The organism is Paenibacillus sp. J31TS4 (assembly GCF_018403265.1).
In the GTDB taxonomy this organism is placed as follows: domain Bacteria; phylum Bacillota; class Bacilli; order Paenibacillales; family NBRC-103111; genus J31TS4.
Window position 1 is genome coordinate 2250355 of the sequence record NZ_BOSI01000001.1, and the last position, 16395, is coordinate 2266749.

The window sequence follows — 16395 nt, forward strand, 5'->3', positions numbered from 1 at the left end:
ACGGCTAGCCCCATCCCTCCGAGCCCTTCCTCCTCGCGGAGAGATAAGAAAATTGTCTAACTTTTTCCACGGCTTTCGGCCAAAATCTGCGTTGTCAGCGCCTCCCCTTTGCTTTATAATAAACTTCATTGATAATGATTCTCATTATTACTTGAGGTGGACCATGAATTTATTGAATGTAGATAAAGGCGGCACCGTCCGCGTAGCCGATCTGTCGGGCGTTCATGCCCAGGCGAGACGGCGGCTCACCGATCTGGGCATTATGGAGAGCGCTATCGTCTCGCTGAAGAAGCTGCTGCCGTTCGGCGGCCCCGTTCTCGTCGAGACCAACGGACAATGGGTGGCGCTGAGGCGCAAGGAAGCGGCCTCGATTCTGGTTGATTCCCTATGATCCGGATCGCCATCGCCGGGAATCCGAATACAGGCAAAACCTCGCTCTTTAACGAGCTCACAAGCTCCTATGAATATGTAGGCAACTGGACCGGGGTGACGGTGGAGAAGAAGGTCGGCCAGCTCCGCGGCGGCCAGGCGCAGCTAATCGACCTGCCAGGAGTCTATTCGCTCTATCCCGTCTCCCGGGACGAAGGAGTCGCCACCCAATTCCTGCTGAGCGAGCCGTTCGACTCTCTGGTGAACGTCGTGGACGCCTCCCAGCTGGAGAGGAATCTTCATCTGACCGTCCAACTGCTCGAATACGGCAAGCCGCTGGTGATGGCGCTCAACATGGTGGACGTAGCCCGGCAACGCGGCATTGCCGTGCATGCGGAGACGCTTGCCGAGCAGCTCCGCGTGCCGGTCGTTCCGATCGTTGCACGGACGGGCAAGGGAACGAAGGAACTGACGGACACCATGCTGGCCCATTCCGCGGAAGAGACGCGTGCAGAGCCGCTCCGTCTGGACTACGGTCCCGAGCTGGAGAGTGCAATCGCGCAGCTCGAGGATTGGCTGCCAGCGGGGACAATGCCTCCCCGCTGGCTGGCTATTCAGTATCTCGAGGGCAACCCCCTCGTGCGGGAAGCCGTCGAGAATGAGATAGACCGGGAGAGGCTGGACCGCCTCGTCGCCCAGACGGAAGCCGCTCTGCGGGAGGCCGGGAGCGCCAAGCCGCTCAGCTCCCACCTTCGCCTGAAGCGGGCCGACTATATCGGGCGCCTGCTCTCCTCGTGCGTGGAGAAGAAATCAGATTCCCGGATTCCGTTCTCGGAGAAGCTTGACCGGCTCGTGACTCACCCGGTTCTCGGCATCCCCGTCTTCCTTCTCGTTATGTACTTGATGTTCAAGCTCACCTTCGACTGGGTGGGCAGTCCGTTCTCGGATCTGCTCGACGCGTTCCTGAACGGGCCTGTCCGAACCGGTCTGGAGACCGCCATGCGAGCTGTCGGTGTCTCCGCCGTTCTCCAGGCCGTCGTGCTGGAGGGCATCGTCGCCGGCGTAGGCGGCGTGCTCGTCTTCGTCCCGCAAATCTTCATGCTGTTCCTGCTCATCTCCTTCATTGAGGATTCCGGCTACATGGCGCGGATCGCCGCCGTCATGGACCGGCTGATGGAGAAGATGGGCCTGAACGGCAAAGCGTTCATTCCGATGATCATCGGATTCGGCTGCAATGTGCCGGGCGTCATGGCGGCGCGGACGATCGAGCAGCCCAAGGAGCGGCTGCTGACGATTCTGCTCACCCCGCTCATGTCCTGCTCGGCCCGGCTGTCGGTTTACAGCTTGTTCGTCGGCGCCTTCTTCACCTCTCACCGGGCCGTCATCGTACTCTCGCTGTATGTGCTCGGCATCGTCATTGCCCTCGCGCTTGCCAAGCTGTTCTCCTCCACCCTGCTCAAGCAGGAGGGCTCGGTGTTCGTCGTGGAGCTGCCGCCCTACCGCGTCCCGCAGTGGCGGACGCTGGCGAGAAGCACCTGGGAGAAGGGCAAAGGGTTCGTCCGCAAGGCCGGCACGTTCATCTTCGGAGGCTCGGTCTTCATCTGGCTGCTCGGCTATACCGGGCCGGGGGGCTGGAACGTGAAGATGGACGACAGCTTCCTGGCCATGGCCGGAGGCCTGCTCGCCCCTCTTCTTGCTCCGCTTGGCTTCGGCAACTGGCAGGCGGGAGCGGCGCTGCTCACCGGCTTCCTCGCCAAGGAAGTCGTCGTCGCCACGATGAACATCATCTACGCGGCGCCCGACACCGATACGCTGCAGGGCATTCTGGCGAACTTCTTCACACCGCTGCAGGCGTATAGCTTTATGGCCTTTATTCTCCTGTACGTCCCGTGCCTGGCCACGGTCGGCGTCATTCGCAAGGAAACCGGCTCAGCCCGATGGACCTGGTTCTCGATCGTCTACGCGCTGGTCGTCGCTTATCTCGTCTCCCTCGTCATCATGCTCGTAGGCAGAAGCCTCGGCTATCGTTAATCCAGCGAAGGAAGTGAATGCCATGAGTCTCGCCGTCAATCTCTTGCTGGGCCTGCTCATCTTCGGCTATGCCGCCTGGACCCTGACCCGGTTCGTGAAACGAAGCAAAAAAGGAAAGTGCGCGGGCTGCGAGCTGGAAAAAACCTGCTCGTCCGGCTGCAGCACGGTCGATAAGCCCGACCGGCTGCGCTCCTAACCTATCGTCCTCCATAGCTCCCCCTGCCCCGTCGGCAGGGATAGAACCCGACTAAAAAAGCCGGCCCCGAACAAATTGGGGCCGGCTTTTTCTTCCTATTTTTCCCAATAGGGGCGAAGCCTCAGGTATCAATGAAGCGAAAACCGTCACCACGCATCAAGGGAGGTTGCTATGAAAAAAAGCTTGCTTGTCCTGCTTGTGATGGGAAACCTTCTGGCCGGTTGTTCCCTGCTTCCGACCGTTTACAGCGCCGAGAACGACAACTGGTCGGTTGAGGTTCAACTGTATGACAGCGGAAAGCACCGGGACGTGCGCCATACCATTCGCTTCAAAAACCCCAAGGCTCTCCCGATCGAACGCGTCGATTATCAATTCACCGGGGACCTTCTCTCCGGCGGCGGCTCCCACACCCCCCCTGGACAAGCCCGTAATCCGGGGAAGATCGAGCGCGAGCTCCCATATATCCCCCAAGGGTGCCGAGATGAGCGTAACTATCACTTGGGGAGACCGTCAGGACGTGCTGCACCTGAAATAGCTGCCTCAGCAAGGGCAGGGCCTGCCGGTGGAAAAGCCGCTCCTCAGCGCAGCAGAGCCGGGTCGATGCGCGGCACGAGGCCTTCGTCGGCTGCCCGTCCGAGCAGCGCTTCGACGGCCGCGTAGCCATCCTCGCCCAGATTCGCCGTGAATTCGTTCACGTAGAGGGCGATATGCGCCTTGGCGACCTCCGGATCCATCTCCTGAGCGTGCTGCAGCACATACTCCCGCGAAGCGTCCGGATGCGCCCAGGCATACTCGACCGAAGCGCGCACCCAGCCGGCGATCGCCTGGACGTCGAGCGTTCGTCTGGCGACGATAGCGCCGAGCGGAATCGGCAGGCCGGTATCCTTCTCCCACCAGCTGCCGAGGTCGGCCACGAGCGACAGCCCGTAATCCGGGTATGTGAAGCGCGCCTCGTGAATGACAAGCCCGGCGTCGATGGCGCCGTCGCGAACGGCCGGCATGATCTCGTGAAACGGCATGACGATGATCTCGCCCACGCCGCCCGGCACGGTCTGCGCCGCCCAGAGGCGGAACAGCAGATAAGCGGTCGACCGTTCGCTCGGCACCGCTACGCGCTTGCCCGCCAGCGTCTCCGGGGTCCGGCCGCCGCGCGCGAGCACGAGCGGGCCGCAGCCGCGTCCCAGCGCGCCGCCGCACGGCAGCAGCGCATACTTGTCCAGCACCCACGGCAGTGCCGCGTAGGAAAGCTTGAGTACCTCAGGGCCCTCGCCGGCGGCGGCAAGCCCATTCGTAATATCAATGTCCGCGTACATCACGTCGAGCTCCGGTGCGCCCGGCACCAGCCCATGCGCCCAGGCATGGAACACGAACGTGTCGTTCGGACAGGGGGAATACGCTATCTTCATCTCTGCACCTCGCTTACTAGAATCGCGCTGGCAGCTGCCAACGCGTCGAGCGCGTCCCGGATGCGCCAGGCTTCCCGGTCGCGCGGGCCGACTGCGTTGGAGATCGCGCGGAGCTCGAGCACCGGCAGGCCGAATTCTCGCGCGGCTGCGGCGACGCCGTAGCCTTCCATCGCTTCCGCGGCCGCGCCGGGAACCCGGGCGGCGAGCGCCTCGGCCGTGCCGGCTGTCCCCGTCGCCGTGGAGACGGTGACAATGGGACCCGCTTGCGCGGGCAGCCCGGCCCCCTGCAGCGCCTCCGCCACCCGCCCGGCCAGCTCTTCCTCTACCGGCACGCGGGCGGAGCCGAAACCGAGCTCGTCCACGCTCAGGAACCTTTCCGGCGACTCCGCGCCGAAGTCTCCCGCCACGATCTCGGTCGCTACCACCAGCGACCCGACCGCCGCGCGGCCCGGGAAGCCCCCGCCGATGCCGGCGCTGACGACCAGCCGGAAGCGGTCCCCCGCCTCCGCGAGCAGCCGGGCCGTCCGGGCTGCGGCCGCCGCTTGTCCCACTCCGCCGATCCTGACTTCGGCCCCATCCCGGCCGCCGCCGAGCCCGCGAAGAACCGCCTCCCGCTCGGCCTCGACCGAGACGACGATGAGCACGCCGCCGTGCCCGGGATCCGGATCCTTTTGCTCTCCGCGCGGCATGCCGTCCGGTATCTGTCTCATCCTGCTCTCCTCCTTTTGCCATGCGGCCGCCTTGTCCGGCGAACCGCCCATCCCTATAAGGCTACTCCTCCCGCGGCTCGTTTGTAAAGCGGCAGCACGGCATGTCTGTCAAACGGGAGCGGCCTCTCGCCGTCCGTTCGCCGAATTCCGGCACTTTCCGCCAGGCGGCAGGAAGGCACGGCCAATCTGTCGAAATCAGCGGGTGGAAACGATTGGCAGTCCGTCTGCCATCCATCCCTTCATCCCAATCTCATGAAGGAGGAGTGCTCTTGGAAAAGGACAAGCAAACCAGCTGCCGTTCCCTCGATGGGAAAGGCCGGGTAACGTTCAAGCTGCCCCCCGAAGGAGCAAGGGAAAGGAGCGGAGGCAAGTGAAGCCGGATGCGGTTTTCTTTGACCTGTTCGAGACATTGATCACCGAATTTATCGACGGCAAGCGAATCTCTCGCCGCAACTACGACTACCCCGGCCTCCTCGGCCTCTCGGCCGCCGACTTCAAGACCGAATGGGGCAGCCGCAGCACCCGCAGAATGAACGGCGAGCTGCCGGATTTCCCCTCTGTCATCCGCGACATTCTCGCGGGACGGGGACTGGCCCCGGACGAAGAGGCCATCGCCTACCTGTACCGGGAGCGGCTGGCGGAGAAGGAGCTGCCGCTGCGCGCCATCCGCCCGGACATCCTCGGGATGCTGACCGCCCTTCGCTCTTCTGGCATCCGCATTGGGCTGATCAGCAACTGTACGGAAGAGGAGGTCCGGCATTGGCCGCTTAGCCAGCTCGCGGCCTCATTCGACGACGTCGTCTTCTCCTACGAGGCGGGCTGCGCCAAGCCTGATGAGCGTATCTACCGCATTGCCTGCGAACGGCTCGGCGTCCGGCCCGATCGGAGCGTCTTTGTTGGGGACGGGGGCTCCCGGGAGCTGGAGGGAGCGCACGCCGCCGGCATGGCGGTCTACCACGCCTTCTGGTTCAACACGTATATCGAGAGTCCGTTCCCCAAACTGACGGCGCCGGAGGAGCTGCTGCAGACGCTTGGGATTGCCGCCCCGCCTCCGCAGGGCGAGGCTGCGGCCGGGCAGGACAACGGCACTGCCGGCAGCTCGCCCGCACCGCTATCATCCGAAGAGTCCGGCAGCGGGCCGGCCGGGGGCTTCTAAAGGTCCCCCCTTTTGGGGGCGAGTTGTCTACCTTTCCTTTTTTGGGGTAGGATACGAATAAGGTACCTGCTTAGAGAGGATGACGGGAATGGGACTTATCAAAAAACTGCTGCTGAAACCGGGATACCGCGCTGCGGTGCTCAACCCGCCGGACGGCTTCGGGCTGCCCGAGGAGGAGCTGCCGGAAGGAGTTGTCCTGACGAACGGGCTGGAGGAGGCGGGCGAGCTAGACTTCGCTCTCCTGTTCGCCCGGAACCAGGAAGAGCTGGGGAAGACGGCGCCGCTCCTACTGCCCAGACTGAAGCCCGACGCGGTCTTTTGGACGGCCTATCCGAAGAAAAGCTCCAAGCTCAAGTCCGACATTACCCGAGACAGCGGCTGGGACGTGCTGAAGGAAGCGGGATTCGAGGGCGTTTCGCTCGTCTCCATCGACGAGACGTGGTCCGCTTTCCGGCTGCGGCCGGCCTCAGCCGTTAACCGGGCGAACCGTTAACAGGGCTGACCATTCATGAGGAGAATCGCATGATGACCGGTACAGCCATCGCCCTGACCATCGGAATCGCCGCCATCGCCCTCCTGCTGCTCGCAGCCGGCAACTATTTCTACAACTTCGCCATTCTCCGGAGAAAAAAAGACTTCCTCGCGGAGAATGCCGATCTCGTCTCCGGCGACCCCGAGGGGCCGGGCGATCCTTGGGGCGAAGCGGCCGCCTGGCTGGCTTCGCAAACGTGCGAGACGCTTGCCCTCCGTTCGGAGGACGGGCTCAAGCTGACAGCCTGCTTCCTAGAAGCGCGCAAGCCGGCGAAGGACGTCGCCATCCTGGTGCACGGCTACACCGGACAAGGGCGCGACATGGCCGCCTTCGGCCGCATGTACCGGGAGGAGCTCGGCTTCCATGTGCTCATGCCGGACTGCCGCGGCCACGGCCGCAGCGAAGGCCGTTACATCGGCTTCGGCTGGCACGACCGCCGCGACCTCCTGCTGTGGGTCCGCGAGATGGTGGAGCGCCTCGGTCCCGATGCCCGCATTGTGCTGCACGGCCTCTCGATGGGCGGCGGCACCGTGCTGATGACGAGCGGCGAGCCTCTGCCCGAGCAGGTCAAGGCGATCGTCTCCGACTGCGCGTACAGCTCGGCCAAGGACATCTTCAGCTACCAGATCCGCCGGATGTTCAAGCTGCCGCCGTTTCCGCTCATCCCGATCACCAGCCTGGTGTGCAGATGGAGGGCCGGCTATTTCTTCGGCGAAGCATCGGCGCTGAAACAGGTCGGCAAGACGAGCAAGCCGATCCTGTTCATCCACGGCGGCGGCGATACGTTCGTGCCGACCGCGATGGTTTATCCGCTGTATGAGGCGGCGGCGGGGGAGAAGCGGCTGTTCGTCGTCCCGGAGGCGGCGCATGGCTGGTCCTATTGGACGGATCGGGAGGGCTACACCCGGCAGGTGGCCAGCTTCGTGGAGACCTACGTCCGCTAGCCGTCCGCCGAGAGCCACAAGCGCCAAAAGCCGGCTTCCGCGAGAGAGCGGGAGCCGGCTTTTATGTGTGTCTCCCCCATGCCGATCAGAATTCGATATCGATGTAGGGCGTGTTCGTTTCAAGATTAGTTATATAGAACTTCAACGCTTCCTTATCCCACTGCGGCCAGCTGTCATAGTTAGAAAAATCATAGCTTCGGAATATGGTGGAGACGACTACCGCTTGTCGAAGATCAATAAACAAGGGAATCTTCTTTAGCCAAGCGGGATCCAGGTAATTCGTTTTATAATACCCCTCCATAAAGTTGTTAAAGAACCGCAGCGCAATCTGTCGGCGTCTCTCCCCATCGACAACCCAAGGGATAGGGGTTTCGTAAAATAAAGGCATGGCAATATCGCTTACAAACCAGCTGGTTTCACATCGATCGAAATCAATCAATCTCACTTGTCCGTTTTCATTCAGATAGTTCCCCGGATAGATATCTCCATGAATGAGGCCATACGAATCATTCGACTTCCTTAACTCCTCAATGGACACAAGAAGACGATCCAATCGTTCATGCACTTTGGATAAGCTGTCGGGAACAACCTGCTTAAACTGCCTCAGGGCATGGTTTTCCTTCCACTCATCTCTTTTGTTATGCAGCGGCTTATATTTTTGTGAGAGAGCGTGAACTCTTCCCACCACTTCCCCAAGGCATTGATAAAACTCACTTTTCTCTTCCGCAATCTTCGCTCTAAGACCGTGGCTGTATTCAAATAAGGAAACGGTAAAAGAAGAGTCGTCTACCTCAATGAGCTCCGTATAGCTTCCGTTTGGGAATTGGAGGGCATTGGCCACCGGAACACCAGACTCGGCAAGATAGCGAACAAACTCCAGTTCCGATTCAATGAGTGCCTTCTCCCGATGGGAACTATGGGTAACCTTTATTATCGTTTCTTTGTTTTTGTATGGTCCGCGAAGCACGCAGCTTTCATATCCACTCTTCAAGAGCGTCAGGCTTTCTGGATCCATCCCAATCCTCTTTGCGACAGATTCCGTCAGTTTCTTCTTATCAACCCTATCTTTCTTGTATGTTTCCATATTGTCTCCTTAAGGGAATGGAATCCAGCTCGATCCATACGAAGCCGGGAGCAGCGAATTCTTACACGGACTTGTTCGCTATTCGATTCATTTATGGATAAACCCGTGCTGCTGGGCCGATGGGGACGCAGGCCCGTCTATAACAAGTCGTTTCGTTAGTTAACTGCCGCTCATATATGGATAATAATTCCATTATAATAAGGGCAGCACGTCTAAGACATACCGGAAACCATTAAGAGTTATTCTTTCCTGCAATCTTTTTCCGTCCCCTCGTTTCCCGCAACTTTTGTCCCCTCCCGCTCGTCAAATAAACAGCAGGGCTTCCCCCAAACGGGCCGTCCCTGGGCTTTCCCGCATGAGGCGCTTGAAGCGCTGCTGATGTTGCCTTTTTCCTAAAGAGCAGGTTTATGGAATATTACTTTTTGATTACAAGCAGGCCAGCCGGCAGGAAATGTGCCGAACCTGTCGAAATTTCTTCAGAACAAAACTAGGACAAAAGGCAGGGAACCCATGAACGCCATCGAACAACGCATCCAAACACTATCCTCGTACTACCCTCCGGCCTATGCGCCGGACGACCTGCATGACTTCTGGAGCCGGATGGCCGCCAAGCATCTGAATGGAGCTCCGTCCGGCGAGAGGACAAGCCACTCGATCCCCGGCATGCCGCAGATTGAAGCCTGGAAGGTCGTCTACCGAGGATTCGACGATACGCCGCTTCACGGCTGGTTCGTGCTCCCGCCGAGCCGCGGAGACAAGCCGGTGCCTTGCCTCGTGCTGTACCACGGCTACCACGGCAGCAAGAGCGATCCCGAGGATTTCGCCGCCTGGCTGCTGTCGGGCTACGCGGTCTTCGCAGTCGACGTCCGCGGCCAGGGCGGCGAGACCGGCAACGGACTTGCCAGCAGCCACGGCATGATCTCCGGCTGGATCAGCCAGAACGTGCTCGACAAAGAGAACAGCTACTATCTCGCGACCGCGGTCGACAGCATCCGCGCCGTCGATTGGGCGGCAACCCAGCCTGAGATTGACCCGAGCCGGGTCGCGGTCGTCGGAGCAAGCCAGGGCGGCGGCCTCGCGCTCCTCGTCTCCGCGCTCAGCTCCCGGGTCTCCGTATGCGTGGCCCAGATACCGAATCTGAGCCATATGGACTACGGCATCCTGCACTCCACCGGCTCGCTGACCGAGCTGGCCCGGTTCTGCAACCTGAATCCCGACCGGCTGCCGGATGTGCTGGAGACGCTCTCCTACTTCGACATCCTGAGCCACGCCGACCGGATCCGTCTTCCCGTGCTGATGAGCGTAGGCCTGAATGCCTGCCGGAGACGGTCTACGCCGCCTTCAACCACTTGGCCTCCTCCGACAAGAGACTCGACGTCTATCCGTTCTCCGGCCATGAGGTCAACCGGCACGGCCGTGCCGCGGCCCGCCAATTTCTGTTCGACCGCCTGCTCGCCCCCGAGACGGCGGCTCTCTGATCCCACGCAGCGCCGGCGGCTCCAGGGGCCGCCGCCCAGCATTCGTTTCCGTCCCCAAGTCGCATCCGGTTTGTTCCCCGCCACACACGTATCGGACGGCCGCCTACCAAAAAACAGGCGTCCGTCTCCCTATCCCACACCAAGAAAGTAGGGCTCTAACCTTTGAGAACGACCTCCTATGCCTTTACCCGCTGGATTGCTGCCGCTTCGCTCGTTCTGACGCTTGCGGCCTGCTCCCCCCGTACGGAAACGATGCAAGCTGTTACACTGCCGGCTCCTTCCCCGGCTTCCGGCGTCCAGACGGCGTCTCACGCCGTTGCGGTCGCCCCTTCGCCGGCTGGGGCTCCCGCTTCGACCAGCCAGCCCGCGGCTCCTGCCGGCCAGACGGTCTCCGGCCCGGCGTCTGCCTCGAGCCAGACGGGCACGGCGGCAGGCAAGCCCGCCGCGCCCGCCGCTTCCTCCCGCCCCGCGGCCGGAGAGGCCGGTGACAGCCCCGCGGGTGCCGTCCCGGCCGCGACGGCCACAGGGGCCAGCACGGTCGCGACGCCTCCGGGGACCGGCTCGGCCGGAGGCGCCGGCAAGCCGGAGCCGCAGCGCGAAACGCCGCCCCGTCAGGACAGACAGTCGGCCTACATCGCTCACCGCGGCTTTTCGGGCATCGCGCCGGAGAACACGCTTCCCGCGTTCAAGGAAGCGATGGATCAGGGCGCGGACGGCTTTGAGCTCGACATGCAGGTGACCGCGGACGGCCAGGTCGTCGTCCTGCACGATTACAACTTGGACCGGACGACCAACGGCAAGGGGAACCTCAAGGATCTGCCCTACAAAGAGGTCCGCCGCAAGGACGCCGGCGCCTGGTTCTCGCCCAAGTTCGCCGGCACCTACGTGCCGCTCTTGGACGAGGCACTAGCAACTATCCAGCCGTATCCCGATCGTACCGTCTACTGTGAAATCAAGGGATATCGCCAGCCGTCGGACGTTCTCCTCATGATGGACCGGATCAAAGAGAGCCACGTTCAGAGCCATACCGTCGTCTCCTCGTTCCGCTACGGCGATTTCACCTATGTGCGGGAACGGCTTGGACGCTCTGTCAAGCTCGGCTTCCTGTGCGACAACGCGGCGAGCTGCAAGGATGCGATCGGCCTCGCGGCCAAGGACGGCAACGCCATGATCCACGCCAGCTACCCACTGCTGCTTGAGAAGCCGGAGCTGGTGCGCCAGGCGGCTGCCGCGAACGTCGACGTTGCGGCCTGGACGGTGAACCGGCCGGACATCAAGCAGCAGCTTGAGAGCATTGGCGTCCGCTTCTTCATCACGGACCAGCCGGTCCTGCTGCGCACGGCGAGCTAAGCAGAGGAACGTCGACCCCGTCAGGTGAGCGCCTCTAGCGACGGCGTCGGGGGCGGTACCAAGCGTCCGTCCGCAGAACGGAACCATTCCGGCCATTCCGGGACACCACACAGCGTATGACAGACCAAAACCCCCGCTGCTTTCCGGCAGCGGGGGACAAGGAAGCGGGCAGCCGCTTCTTTTTTTATGATGTTCTGGCAAAAAACAGGAAAAACGAAGCCCGGAAGTTTCGCTTTTCTTCTCTCGGCGAAGTCTGCATACTACGAGATGGGACCGGTCCGGCCCGGCCGCCCGGCCGCTCGGCGGGACAGGACCTCAGCAGCCCGGCTCCGCCGGGACAAGGAGGAGATTCTGTATGGGCGTCCAAGCATTAAGCGTCGCAGCCCTCTCATTCGTCGTCGTCGTCCTGGCGTGTCCGGTCCTCATCTGGGGCCTCCGGACGTTCCGGCTCACGCAGCCGATTCGCGCGGAGCTTCCCGCCGATCAGCAGGCCAAGCGGGGCACCCCGCTCATGGCCGGCCTCATTCTGTTCGCCGGCATCGCCATTCTGCTGTCCGGCACGCCCACACCGCGCATGCTGCTCCTGGCCGTCGTCTTCCTCGCCTTCGGCGCCATCGGATTCGCCGATGATTGGAAAAAAGCCGCCTTCCAGGACCCCGGGGGCATCTCGGGCCGGATGAAGCTGGTGCTTCAGTTCACGGCGGCCGGCGGCCTGCTCGCCTGCATGCCCGGCTCCTTCCTGATGGATACCAGCATCCGGCTCGGGGGATCCTGGTCTTTGTCCATGGCCCCTGCCGTCTATTTTCTCGTCATGCTGCTGTTCATTGTCGGATCGGCCAATGCGATCAACTTCACCGACGGCATGGACGGCCTTCTGATCGTCGTCGCCCTGCCCACCTACCTGTTCTTCGCCGTGACGGCAAAGCATGAGGAAGTGCAGCTGTTCGCGCTCGTCATGGCCGCATCGCTGCTCGGCCTGCTCGTCTACAACATCCATCCCGCCCGCGCCTTTATGGGCGACACAGGCTCGCTCGCGATCGGCGGGTCGCTCGCCTTTTTGGCCGTCATCGAGCAGGTGGAGGTGTTAATCCCGCTGCTGTTTTTCGTCTGCCTGGCAGAGCAGCTGTCGGTCATGCTGCAGGTCTGGTACTTCAAGCGGACCCGGCTCCGGCTCTTCCGCATGGCACCGATCCATTACCACTTCCGGCTCAAATACGGCTGGAGCGAGAATCGGATCGTCCTGACGTTCGGCCTCGTCTCGTGGCTTTGCATGCTGCTTGCTCTCGGCTATTCCCGCTTCCTGCTCTAGCGGTCCGCCGTCTCGGATACATAGGTCGACGCATCCAGCGCCGCCACAAAGGGAGAGAGCTCCCCGGCGCAATAGAGCGCGAGCCGGTGCATGGCCCGCGTGCAGGCCGTATAGAACAGCTTGCGTTCGCTTTCGCGGTGCCAAGCGGCGGCGGAGGCGTCGTAGAGCAGCACCGCGTCGAACTCCACGCCTTTGGCCAGGTAGGCGGGCACGACGACGGTTCCCTTCTCGAACGACGGAGATTCCTTCGTCAGCAGCCGCACCTCGGCCCCCAGTGCCTCCAGCGTCCGGCACGCTTCCCGGCTCTCGGCCTCCGTCTTGCACAGGACGGCCACGGACGCGAAGCCCTCGGCCCCCAGTGCCTCCAGATCCGCCGCCATCCGCTTCGCCAGCTGTTCCCGGCTCGCCCCGCGCACGACGACCGGCTTGCCGCCGCTCCGGTCGAACGGCACGATCTCTTCGCCGCCCGGCAGCATGCCGCGCGTGAACTCGACGATCTCGCGGGTTGACCGGTAGCTGCGGGTCAGCAAGATCCGCTCCGTCTCCGCTTCCCCGTACAGCTTGGCGACCGGCGTCTCACCCTGCAGCGGGGTCGAATGGGCGAAGATCGCCTGCTGAAAATCCCCAAGCACCGTCATGCGGGCGCGCGGAAATAGCCGCTTCAGAAAGGCGAACTGGAACGCCGAGTAATCCTGCGCCTCGTCGACGAGCACATGACGAATGTCCATGTTGACGCGGAAGCCCTCCACCAGCTCACGCAGGAACAGATAAGGCGTCGCATCTTCGTACAGCAATACGCCCTCATCGAGGCTCGCCACCGTCTCGCGGCAGATGGCCTCCCACTCCTCGGGCAGAGGCGCGCCCGCAAGTCCCCGGAGCCGGTCGCTGTCCGCGAACAGCTGCCGGTACAGCAGAGGCTGGTCGACGAACTCCAGCTTCTTGACGCTCTGGCGCAGCGGCCGGAACTGCTCCTGCACGATCGTCCTGCGCAGCAGCTCCTCCTCGCGGGCGGCGTCGTCGAAGGACGGCTCCTTGCCCCGCTGCCGCTTCTTCATCTGGCGGTAGATGCGGTCGTACTGCTCGTTATCCAGATAATCGATCTCGTCGCGGACCCAGTCCTTGGCGCGCTCGGCCTTCTCGAGCGCGGCCAGCTCACCGAGCAGCCATTCCTTGAGCAGCTCCAGCCGGTTCGGCAGCCGGATCGAGGCGTCGTAGCCGTAGAACTGCTCCCGGATACGGGAAGCCGCGAGGAGCACTTCGTTCCGGAAGACGACGTCCCGGAACTGCATCCCGTCCCGGAGCAGCGAATCCCGGTAGGCGAGCAGCGCCTCGAGATACGTCTCCGAAGCCTTGAATCGAATACCCGCCATCCGAGGGGTGTCCTCCCTCTCCTGCGTCAGCAGCGCCTCCATCTGATCGAACGGATCCTCGACCCGGAACGTATCGCCCAGCCAAGCGTCGAGATATTCCTGGAAGGTCGTCTGCTGCATGTTCTCCTCTCCGAGCTCGGGCAGCACCGATCTTACGTAGCTGTTGAAGAGAGGGTTGGGCGAGAATAGAACCATCTGGTCCGCCCGGAGCGAATCCCGGTATTTGTACAGCAGATAGGCGACCCTCTGCAGGGCGGCCGACGTCTTGCCGCTGCCCGCCGCCCCTTGGACGATAAGCATCCGGCTCTTGTCGTTGCGGATGAGCTGGTTCTGTTCGCGCTGAATCGTCGCCACGATGCTCTTCATCTGAGAATTCGCTCCCCGGCTCAGCACCTGCTGCAGCAGGTCGTCGCCGATGGTGATGCCCGTATCGAACATGGAGAGGAGCCGCCCGTCCCGGATGGTGAACTGCCGCTTGAGCTCCAGCTCCCCTTCAATCGTCCCGCCCGGGGTTTCATACGAAGCGGGACCCGGCGGAAAGTCGTAATACAAACTCGCTACCGGCGTGCGCCAATCGTAGACGAGGAACGTCTCCCCGTCTTCATCCAGAAACGAAGCGAGTCCGATATAGATGCGCTCGGTGCCGAAGTCTTTCTCGTGGAAATCGATCCTCCCAAAATACGGCGACGGCAGGAGCCGGTGCAGCCGGCGCAGCAGCGCCTGCCGATGCCGATGGCTGCGCTCCCGCTCGGACAGCACCTCCGCCTGCTGGCGGAGACTGACCGCCGTCTCGATCACGTCGTCCCCCGAGCTCAGGTTGACCGTCACCTCGTCCCAAAAATGCTTCCGGATATCGACGACCTGGTCCTTCAGCTCGCCCAGTTCAGGCTCCAGCCTTTCGATCTCCCGCTTCAGCTTGGCCGTTACGGCTTCCACCCGCTGCTGCTCCTGCTCCCACTCGGCCGAAGAGTTGGCAGGCATCTTGTCTTCACGGTCCGTTTTCATGCTACACGCTCCTTGGGCTCGATAGTGGCCCGGGATGGCCCGGGCATTGCGCCGCACCCGCTGCTGGCACAGGCGAAGCTGCTGCAAAAAAGCCAGTTGACAAAGCGCCTCTTGCTATGATAAGATAATATCAGGATAAATATAATCTTATTTATTAACGTTTAGCGCGAAACGTGGTCTTATTTTAGCATTGCCCGTTCCGAAGCGCAAGGGCGTTTTTTTGATGCCTGCCCTTTCTCTTTACATGATCTTCTACCATAATAAAACTTAAAACAACCGGCGGACAGCTCCGCCGGTTGTTTTTGCGTATGCTTTTCGTTTGACGTTGCTTCTCGTTTTGCGGCTTGCGCCCGACCTTGCCTTTCCTACGTCCGAAAGGGACCGGCTCACCGTAAGCAGCCGGGGCAACGAAGAGGCGCTTGCCTACGCGCCCCCTAGAAACAGCGAACCCCCTGCTGTCCATTCCGGAAAGCAGGGGGTTTTTGCCGAAGCGGCTCTCGCTTCTCCACTCCCTGAAGGGATACGGGAAGCGATCGGAAGACGAATCAGCCGATCTTGCCGAAGCCCATCAGCGGCACGACCACTGCCAGCACGACAAGCAGCACCCAGAACACCGGCATCGGTCCGCCCTTGGCCTCCCCTCTCTTCATGCGGCCGAGGATCATCTCCATCAGCCCGATCAGAATGATGGCCAGAATGCCCTTGATGACGTACATCGCCGGGAAGCCGAGCCCGATCAGCATGCCGACGCCCGAGACGACCATGATGATGTAGAACAGACGCAGAATCATTCCGGTTACCTTCTGGCGGCGGAAGATGACGCTCAGAAGAAACAAGAGGAAGATGAACGCCCAGGATCCCGCATGGGACTGGTAAAAAATGTTAAACAGACTGTCAGACATTCCTTGTCCTCCCAATACCCGTTATCGCCCCCATTATACCGTTTACCGCGCTCACAAAGCAAGGAACGGCGCGGATTTGCGGCCACCCAGGGAGCATAGCGGAATGAACTTCGGGGGCGCCCGGATCTGGGTGTCATTTCCAAGAGCGGAAGCTCTGGAAGCAGTCAGAGGGACGCTGGGTCATCCTGCCCGGTCGTTCTCCGTTCCTTCAAGCTCCTCTTTCCAGTCGTTCTCCATACCTTCCCGTTCCTCTTTTCCGGTCGTTCTCCGTTCCTTCAAGCTCCTCTTTTCCGAATGGGAATGTGCAGCGAAAACGCGGCCATTCCCATATATAGGAAATCGGAAGCCTACTGCCATCTTGGCATGTCCGCGCTCCTTTCGCAACCATCTTTGTCCGAAAGAAGCTGACCTTGCTTCCTCTAACGGGTCTGAAGGAGAGGGCCTCAGCAAAGGAAGAAACTCCTCTCTCAATCTGCCCCCGCTTCCCGCCATGATGACAGCAAGGGACAGGCGCTGCCCGCGTCGTACGACGCCCGGCTGCTCCTGTCCCTTG

Annotated in this window: 14 protein-coding genes; 9 read left to right on the forward strand and 5 right to left on the reverse strand. The window is 61.8% G+C overall.

What is annotated here, in order from left to right:
- Positions 1 to 172: 172 nt before the first annotated feature.
- Genes KJS47_RS10575 through KJS47_RS10585 form a run of 3 tightly spaced genes read left to right on the forward strand, consistent with a single transcriptional unit; the run spans position 173 to position 2596 of the window.
- Positions 173 to 391 (forward strand): FeoA family protein, encoded by a 219-nt coding sequence (locus KJS47_RS10575; protein WP_213524841.1) that lies wholly within the window; start codon positions 173 to 175, stop codon positions 389 to 391.
- Positions 388 to 2400: a ferrous iron transport protein B gene (feoB, locus tag KJS47_RS10580; RefSeq protein WP_213524842.1), complete on the forward strand. Its 2013-nt coding sequence runs from the start codon at positions 388 to 390 to the stop codon at positions 2398 to 2400. Before KJS47_RS10575 ends, feoB begins: the two co-directional genes overlap by 4 nt.
- Before the next feature lie 22 nt (positions 2401 to 2422).
- Complete coding sequence (locus tag KJS47_RS10585; protein WP_213524843.1) at positions 2423 to 2596, forward strand: FeoB-associated Cys-rich membrane protein; 174 nt, start codon at positions 2423 to 2425, stop codon at positions 2594 to 2596.
- Between the two features lie 578 nt (positions 2597 to 3174).
- Here the strand turns inward: KJS47_RS10585 and KJS47_RS10590 are convergent.
- On the reverse strand, positions 3175 to 4002 hold the full coding sequence (locus KJS47_RS10590; RefSeq protein ID WP_213524844.1) for a 1,4-dihydroxy-6-naphtoate synthase: 828 nt from the start codon (positions 4000 to 4002) through the stop codon (positions 3175 to 3177).
- Complete coding sequence (locus KJS47_RS10595; protein WP_213525070.1) at positions 3999 to 4691, reverse strand: futalosine hydrolase; 693 nt, start codon at positions 4689 to 4691, stop codon at positions 3999 to 4001. The genes KJS47_RS10590 and KJS47_RS10595 overlap by 4 nt, the downstream gene beginning before the upstream one ends.
- Positions 4692 to 5082: 391 nt before the next feature.
- Between KJS47_RS10595 and KJS47_RS10600 the strand changes: the two genes are divergently transcribed.
- The 3 genes from KJS47_RS10600 (at position 5083) to KJS47_RS10610 (ending at position 7344) form a co-directional block, all read left to right on the forward strand.
- Positions 5083 to 5868 (forward strand): HAD family hydrolase, encoded by a 786-nt coding sequence (locus KJS47_RS10600; RefSeq protein WP_213524846.1) that lies wholly within the window; start codon positions 5083 to 5085, stop codon positions 5866 to 5868.
- 88 nt (positions 5869 to 5956) lie between these two features.
- Entirely contained in the window at positions 5957 to 6361 is a 405-nt protein-coding gene (locus KJS47_RS10605; RefSeq protein WP_213524847.1) for a hypothetical protein, read from the forward strand.
- A gap of 29 nt (positions 6362 to 6390) precedes the next feature.
- Positions 6391 to 7344, forward strand: coding sequence for an alpha/beta hydrolase (locus tag KJS47_RS10610; protein ID WP_306433023.1), 954 nt, complete (start codon positions 6391 to 6393; stop codon positions 7342 to 7344).
- 85 nt (positions 7345 to 7429) lie between these two features.
- Here the strand turns inward: KJS47_RS10610 and KJS47_RS10615 are convergent, their stop codons facing one another.
- The gene (locus tag KJS47_RS10615) at positions 7430 to 8428 is read right to left on the reverse strand and encodes a phosphotransferase enzyme family protein (protein WP_213524848.1); all 999 of its coding nucleotides are present in this window, start codon (positions 8426 to 8428) and stop codon (positions 7430 to 7432) included.
- 510 nt (positions 8429 to 8938) lie between these two features.
- On the opposite strand from KJS47_RS10615, the gene KJS47_RS10620 reads away from it, so the two are divergent.
- From KJS47_RS10620 to mraY, 3 genes are all read left to right on the forward strand, one after another.
- Positions 8939 to 10057, forward strand: a complete 1119-nt coding sequence (locus tag KJS47_RS10620) for an acetylxylan esterase (protein ID WP_249716241.1) — start codon at positions 8939 to 8941, stop codon at positions 10055 to 10057.
- A gap of 11 nt (positions 10058 to 10068) precedes the next feature.
- Positions 10069 to 11256: a glycerophosphodiester phosphodiesterase gene (locus tag KJS47_RS10625; protein WP_213524849.1), complete on the forward strand. Its 1188-nt coding sequence runs from the start codon at positions 10069 to 10071 to the stop codon at positions 11254 to 11256.
- A 355-nt stretch (positions 11257 to 11611) separates the two neighbouring features.
- A complete protein-coding gene (gene mraY / locus KJS47_RS10630; RefSeq protein WP_213524850.1) occupies positions 11612 to 12565 on the forward strand; it encodes a phospho-N-acetylmuramoyl-pentapeptide-transferase in 954 nt (317 codons plus the stop codon).
- On the opposite strand, the gene helD is transcribed toward mraY, so the two are convergent.
- Together helD and KJS47_RS10640 are read right to left on the reverse strand one after the other, a co-directional pair.
- The gene (gene helD, locus KJS47_RS10635; RefSeq protein ID WP_249716243.1) at positions 12562 to 14940 is read right to left on the reverse strand and encodes an RNA polymerase recycling motor HelD; all 2379 of its coding nucleotides are present in this window, start codon (positions 14938 to 14940) and stop codon (positions 12562 to 12564) included. The two genes, mraY and helD, sit on opposite strands and share 4 nt — an antisense overlap.
- A 545-nt stretch (positions 14941 to 15485) precedes the next feature.
- Complete coding sequence (locus tag KJS47_RS10640; RefSeq protein ID WP_213524851.1) at positions 15486 to 15842, reverse strand: DUF1516 family protein; 357 nt, start codon at positions 15840 to 15842, stop codon at positions 15486 to 15488.
- Between the last annotated feature and the right edge of the window lie 553 nt (positions 15843 to 16395).

Excerpts from the sequence above, each read along its gene's own strand:
- KJS47_RS10585 (WP_213524843.1), top strand. The coding sequence starts at position 2,423 with ATGAGTCTCGCCGTCAATCTCTTGCTGGGCCTGCTCATCTTCGGCTAT.
- KJS47_RS10615 (WP_213524848.1), bottom strand. The coding sequence starts at position 8,428 with ATGGAAACATACAAGAAAGATAGGGTTGATAAGAAGAAACTGACGGAA.
- KJS47_RS10590 (WP_213524844.1), bottom strand. The coding sequence starts at position 4,002 with ATGAAGATAGCGTATTCCCCCTGTCCGAACGACACGTTCGTGTTCCAT.
- KJS47_RS10640 (WP_213524851.1), bottom strand. The coding sequence starts at position 15,842 with ATGTCTGACAGTCTGTTTAACATTTTTTACCAGTCCCATGCGGGATCC.
- KJS47_RS10595 (WP_213525070.1), bottom strand. The coding sequence starts at position 4,691 with ATGCCGCGCGGAGAGCAAAAGGATCCGGATCCCGGGCACGGCGGCGTG.
- feoB (WP_213524842.1), top strand. The coding sequence starts at position 388 with ATGATCCGGATCGCCATCGCCGGGAATCCGAATACAGGCAAAACCTCG.
- KJS47_RS10605 (WP_213524847.1), top strand. The coding sequence starts at position 5,957 with ATGGGACTTATCAAAAAACTGCTGCTGAAACCGGGATACCGCGCTGCG.
- KJS47_RS10610 (WP_306433023.1), top strand. The coding sequence starts at position 6,391 with ATGATGACCGGTACAGCCATCGCCCTGACCATCGGAATCGCCGCCATC.
- KJS47_RS10620 (WP_249716241.1), top strand. The coding sequence starts at position 8,939 with ATGAACGCCATCGAACAACGCATCCAAACACTATCCTCGTACTACCCT.
- mraY (WP_213524850.1), top strand. The coding sequence starts at position 11,612 with ATGGGCGTCCAAGCATTAAGCGTCGCAGCCCTCTCATTCGTCGTCGTC.
- helD (WP_249716243.1), bottom strand. The coding sequence starts at position 14,940 with ATGAAAACGGACCGTGAAGACAAGATGCCTGCCAACTCTTCGGCCGAG.